Genomic DNA, 4,883 nt, shown 5'->3' on the forward strand with positions numbered 1-4,883 from the left:
CTTTTCATCCTTGGGCAACAGGAAGCGCTCGGTCACGGCCAGGAAGGCCTGTCGCGCCGCCTCGATCAGTACCATGCCCTGCACGTGGTGGCCGGTGACATGGTCGGACATGATTTCGCAGGCGTCGTCGATCGACAGCAGCATGCTGTATTCATTCAGGCCGGTACGGCGCGGGTCGGTGATCAGCACGTTGTGGCGGTCCCACTTGTGGCAGAACTTGCGGCCGGTGCGTTCGCTGATCTGGCGTTCGCCAATGAATTCCACCGGGAAGCCGCCCTCCTCCACGCGGTTCTTCAGGTAGGTGCGCCAGCTTTCCGATACGCCCTGGCCAAATACGACCTGCCGCGGCAGCTCTTCCGCCTGCACGAGGCCGTCAAGCAGGTTGGCCAGCTTCGATACCGTCATGACGCCTTCCAGTGCGGCGAAGTCCGAGAATTTGTCGCCCACAACCACAGTCACAGCATTCGTTTGCATGGTGCTACTCCTCCGGTAATACGGTTGATCGATTCGTTGCAATGAAGAGGGAATGACCGGTTGCGGTCTAGCGTGCGCTGGCCAGCAGGGCCTGCATGCCGTTGAGGCCGTTGGCGAACAGCGCCTGCAGGCCGGCGGCGATCGCCTGGCTGTCGCCGCCCGCGGGGACGGTGTACCAGGCTTTCCACAACAGGCGTGTTCCTTGCGCGCCGTCGGGGACAAGACGGAATTCGGAGCGGTAATCCTGGACCGGCAGCGGGCCGCTCTTGATGGTGTAGGCAAACGTGCGTCCGGCGGCGGAATATTCCTCGAGGCGCTCGACGAAGGCGCTTCCGTCATTCATGACCAAGGTGCGGTAGATGCCGTCCTTGCGCTCGTCGAGCACGCAACTGGCCACCAGCGATTGCCAATCCGAAATCGCACAGAAGCGGCCGAGCGTTTTCCAAGCGATGTCGGCGCTCACGTCGAAGCGGTGTTCCACCGTCACGTTCGCCGGCCGCGTCTCGGCGCCCACCGCCGTGCCGGCGGCAAGCAAACTTGCACAGCTCAAAACCAGGGACAGGACTTTATTCAATTTCATGCCTCTTTCTATCTGGAAAAGTTTGCACAAAGCATCTCGTTCCGCTTCATGCCGGCCCCGGTTGCCGGATCCGGCTGTCTGCGCGATCAGCGCGTCGACATGAAGATGATAGACAGGCAACATGCATTTCTAAAAATGCATGATTTGCATAGTTGTTATGCGTCGGCGTTATTGCCGAAAGGACGCGGGATACGCTGAAAACAAGAATAACCGCATTTTTCCATTCGATTAAACACCCAGGGTTTCAACTCAAGCAACCCGGCTCCCGGTTATCAAACGGTGGTTTTGAATAATACTTTGCCCATTCCTTGCCGCCGGACGCGGCGAGACACCACCATGAACCACGCGACAAGAAAGGAGGCAAGGCATGCATTGCCTGATCGTCGATCACAGTCCCGTCATGCTGGCCGGCTACGATACGATCGTCCGCAGGGATTTTCCTGCGTCGACCGTCGCCCTCGCGGCCAGCGCCGAAAGAGCCATTGAACATCTCCACGCCGCGATGCCGGTCAGCCTGGCACTGGTCGACTGGATGCTTGAGGAAAACGGCGCCTGCCGCGTGCTGAGCTGCTGCGGCGAACTGCGGCACCCGCCGCCCGTGATCATTGCCTCGGGAAAGGATGACCCCGACACGGTGCGACTGTGCAAGGCGCTCGGCGCCTCGGGATTCATTGCGAAGAAGGACGACCCGACGCAGATCGGCAATGCCATCCGCGCCGTTCTCGCGGGGCGAAAATTCTATCCGCCCGAAGAAGCGCCGGGCGCGGCGCCGGCCATGGTCTGCGGCGTGCGGCTCACGCAAAGGCAACGCGACCTTGTCGACCTCGTGCTGGCGGGCTATTCCAACAAGCAGATCGCGGCCGCGCTGAACCTGAGCTACGGCACCGTCAAGAACTACATGTACGAGCTGATGCGGCTGTTCGACGTGGTCTCGCGCCTGAAAATGGCGCTAAAAGTCCGTGAGAGCGGATACATGCCGCGCCGGGGCAGGCCGGCGCGGCGGGCAGAGTTCCAGCCAAGTGTGGCGGTCTCAGCCTGACACTGCCGCGCGCAACGCCAGCGCGATGCCCCTCGCGGCCTGCGTGATTTCCGGCAGCGAAGGGAAGCTGGGCGCGATGCGGATATTGCGGTCGTCCGGATCGCGCCCATAGGGGAAGGCAGCACCGGCGGGCGTCAGCGTGATGCCGGCTTCCTTTGCCAGCGCCACCGTACGTTTCGCACAGCCGTCCGGCGTGACCAGGTCGATGAAATAGCCGCCTTCCGGACGCGTCCAGCGCACGCCTGGAATGTCGCCGAGCAAGGCATCGAACTGCGCCAGCACCGCATCAAACTTCGGCTTGAGCAGCAAGCGGTGCCGCTCCATCAGCGCCTCCACGTGCGCACGGTCCTTCAGGAAGCGGACATGGCGCAACTGGTTGACCTTGTCCGGGCCGATGCTGCGCACCGCGCTGCGGCCCTGCCACCACGCGATATTGGCCGGCGACGAAGCCAGTGCCGCCAGGCCCGCCCCGGCGAAGGTGACCTTGGAGGTGGAGGCAAAGACCACGGCGCGGTCCGGATTGCCCGCCTGTGCGCAGGCATCGATCACATTGGCCATGGCAATCCGGCGCTCGCCGAGGTAATGGAAGCGGTAGGCGTCGTCCCACATCAGGCGGAAGTCCGGCGCAGCCGCCTTCATCGATGCCAGCCGGCGCACCACCTCGTCCGAATACACCGCGCCAGTCGGATTGCTGAATTTCGGCACGCACCACATACCCTTGATACCCGGGTCGGAAGCGACCAGTTCCTCGACCATGTCCATGTCCGGGCCGGACGCCGACAAGGGCACGTTCACCATGCGTATGCCCAGCGACTCGCAGATCGAGAAATGCCGGTCATAACCCGGCACCGGGCAGAGGAAGGTCACCGGCTGCAGAGACCACGGTTTCCCGCCCGGCACGCCGTACAGCATGGCGAAGGCCAGCGTGTCATGCATCAGCGCGAGGCTGGCGCTGCCGTCCACCACCACCTGCGCCGGCGGCACGTCGAGCAGGCTGCCGAACAGCGCGCGCGCCTCGGGCAGGCCGCTGGGAATGCCGTAGTTGCGGGTGTCGGCGCCATCCGCCGCGAGGTGGCTGCCAAGTTCCCCCAGCAGCGGATTGGACAGGTCCAGCTGCTCCGGCGCCGGCTTGCCGCGCGACATGTCCAGCTTGAGGCCGAGCTGCTTGAATGCTTCGTATTCGATCATTGCCTGCGATTGCGTCATGTTCCTTTCCTTTGGATTGCCAGGGTTGTCCGGGCGGGTCCGCTATCAATTCGCTATTGATCCGCGGATACCGGACAATAACATCAGGATGCTGTCGCCGCGCCCGCCAGCACGTCGATGCCCACGCCGTCATCCGCCGGCGGCTCATGCAGGCAGGCGATGTGGGGATCGCCGTTCCAGCGCGGGAAGCGCTTGCCCACCAGCGGATCGTGGCCCGGTATCACATGGTCGTCGCCGTCGGCCTCCATCGGATAAGTCACGCCGCCTGTCGCGGCACCCTCTTCAACTGCAGCGCGCCCAGCACCAGCAAGGCGATCAGCAGTGTCCACGCCGTCCTGTAGCCCCCCAGGTCGACCGCCAGCCCGAACAGCGGCGGCATCGCCGAGATCGCCACCAGGTTCAGCGTCATCGCGAAGCTCACCGTCGACGCCATCGCCGTCTTGGGCGCCATTTCGGCCACCTGCAGCAGCCACAGCGGATACCAGCCGATGCCGAACAGGCCGAGCACCGCGAACAGCGTCACCATCAGCCACATCGGCGGCTGCACCGGCAGCAGCATCAGCACGGTCACCACCGCTGCGCATGCACACATCGTCCAGCCCAGCGAACGCATGCGCCTGCCCGGCCACAACCGGTCGCTGATGCCGGCCAGCGATACTCGTCCGGCGATGCCCACGCCCTGCGCGACGGCGAAGATGAAGGCGGCGGTCACGATCGGGATCTCCAGCTGGCGCGACAGGAACAGCAGCACATGCGCCGAGAAGGTGTACTGGAAAGTGGCCATGGCGACGCCGGCGATCAGCACCGGCCAGAACGCCGGATTCTTCGACAGCAGCGCGACGAGTTCGCGCAGCCGTGGCGACGCCCCTGGCGCCGCGACGTCGCCGACGTTGTCGCGATGGAAGAGGCCGAACAGGATGCCGCCGGCGATGCCGACCACGCCCTGCACATAGACCGCCGTCTGCCAGCCGTACCTGACAGCCAGCAGCGGCAAGGCCATCGCCGCCGCCGCCGTGCCCAGCGGCAAACCGGCCTGGCGTACGCCGGTCGCAATGCCGCGCAGGTGGGGCGGGAACCAGCGCATGATGGCTCGCGTGCCTCCCGGCTGCACCGACGCATACCAGGCGCCGAGCATGGTCAGGAACAGCAGCAGGGACACATAGTGCGTGCCGAAGGCGGCGGCGCCGAAGGCCGACAATCCCATCGCGATCATCGTCAGTGCCACCACGTTGCGTTCGCCATGGCGATCGATCGCCATGCCCAGCAGCACCATCGACAGGATCTGACCGGCATTCATGAACGTCACCGCCAGCCCGGCCGACGCCTGCGACAGCTGGAAGGCCGACTGCCAGAACGGCACCAGCGTGTACACGCCCTGCGACACCACGGCAGCCATGGTCTGTGCCGCCACGGCAACACCCAGCACCACCCAGCGGTAAGACTCCCCCTGTGCGGCGGGCGACTCGGCGGCAGAACTCAGTTGTGGCGTAGACATGCGTCCTCCCCGGCGATATGGACCGGCGGTTCGACCCGGTCGTCGGGCTCCCTTGCCAGCAGGTTGGCCAGCCCCGCCTGCTGCGGCAG

The 4,883-nt window shown here is 64.7% G+C and carries 6 protein-coding genes; 1 reads left to right on the top strand and 5 read right to left on the bottom strand.

Annotation, left to right across the window (positions count from 1 at the left end; all coding sequences use genetic code 11):
- Nucleotides 1-474, bottom strand: a 474-nt coding sequence (locus AYR66_RS29210) for an AfsA-related hotdog domain-containing protein (RefSeq protein ID WP_206047011.1), incomplete at its 3' end; no start/stop codon positions are given.
- Nucleotides 475-541: 67 nt separating this feature from the next.
- On the bottom strand, nt 542-1,054 hold the full coding sequence (locus tag AYR66_RS01180) for an SRPBCC family protein (protein ID WP_170942028.1): 513 nt from the start codon (nt 1,052-1,054) through the stop codon (nt 542-544).
- A 367-nt stretch (nt 1,055-1,421) separates the two neighbouring features.
- Here AYR66_RS01180 and AYR66_RS01185 point away from each other — a divergent pair, with 367 nt between their 5' ends.
- Nucleotides 1,422-2,093 carry a response regulator transcription factor gene (locus AYR66_RS01185; protein WP_088705985.1) on the top strand — a complete coding sequence of 224 codons (672 nt, stop codon included), beginning with the start codon at nt 1,422-1,424 and terminating at the stop codon, nt 2,091-2,093.
- Here the strand turns inward: AYR66_RS01185 and AYR66_RS01190 are convergent.
- The 3 genes from AYR66_RS01190 to AYR66_RS01195 form a co-directional block, all read right to left on the bottom strand.
- Entirely contained in the window at nt 2,085-3,299 is a 1,215-nt protein-coding gene (locus AYR66_RS01190; RefSeq protein WP_234814652.1) for an aspartate aminotransferase type Ic, read from the bottom strand. The two genes, AYR66_RS01185 and AYR66_RS01190, sit on opposite strands and share 9 nt — an antisense overlap.
- An 83-nt stretch (nt 3,300-3,382) precedes the next feature.
- Entirely contained in the window at nt 3,383-3,559 is a 177-nt protein-coding gene (locus tag AYR66_RS28665) for a hypothetical protein (protein WP_170942007.1), read from the bottom strand.
- Nucleotides 3,556-4,794, bottom strand: coding sequence for an MFS transporter (locus AYR66_RS01195; protein ID WP_088705986.1), 1,239 nt, complete (start codon nt 4,792-4,794; stop codon nt 3,556-3,558). The genes AYR66_RS28665 and AYR66_RS01195 overlap by 4 nt, the downstream gene beginning before the upstream one ends.
- Between the last annotated feature and the right edge of the window lie 89 nt (nt 4,795-4,883).

The sequence above is a fragment of the Noviherbaspirillum denitrificans genome (genome assembly GCF_002211445.1).
Taxonomy (GTDB): Bacteria; Pseudomonadota; Gammaproteobacteria; order Burkholderiales; family Burkholderiaceae_D; genus Noviherbaspirillum; species Noviherbaspirillum denitrificans.

Excerpts from the sequence above, each read along its gene's own strand:
- AYR66_RS01195 (WP_088705986.1), bottom strand. The coding sequence starts at position 4,794 with ATGTCTACGCCACAACTGAGTTCTGCCGCCGAGTCGCCCGCCGCACAG.
- AYR66_RS01190 (WP_234814652.1), bottom strand. The coding sequence starts at position 3,299 with ATGACGCAATCGCAGGCAATGATCGAATACGAAGCATTCAAGCAGCTC.
- AYR66_RS01180 (WP_170942028.1), bottom strand. The coding sequence starts at position 1,054 with ATGAAATTGAATAAAGTCCTGTCCCTGGTTTTGAGCTGTGCAAGTTTG.
- AYR66_RS01185 (WP_088705985.1), top strand. The coding sequence starts at position 1,422 with ATGCATTGCCTGATCGTCGATCACAGTCCCGTCATGCTGGCCGGCTAC.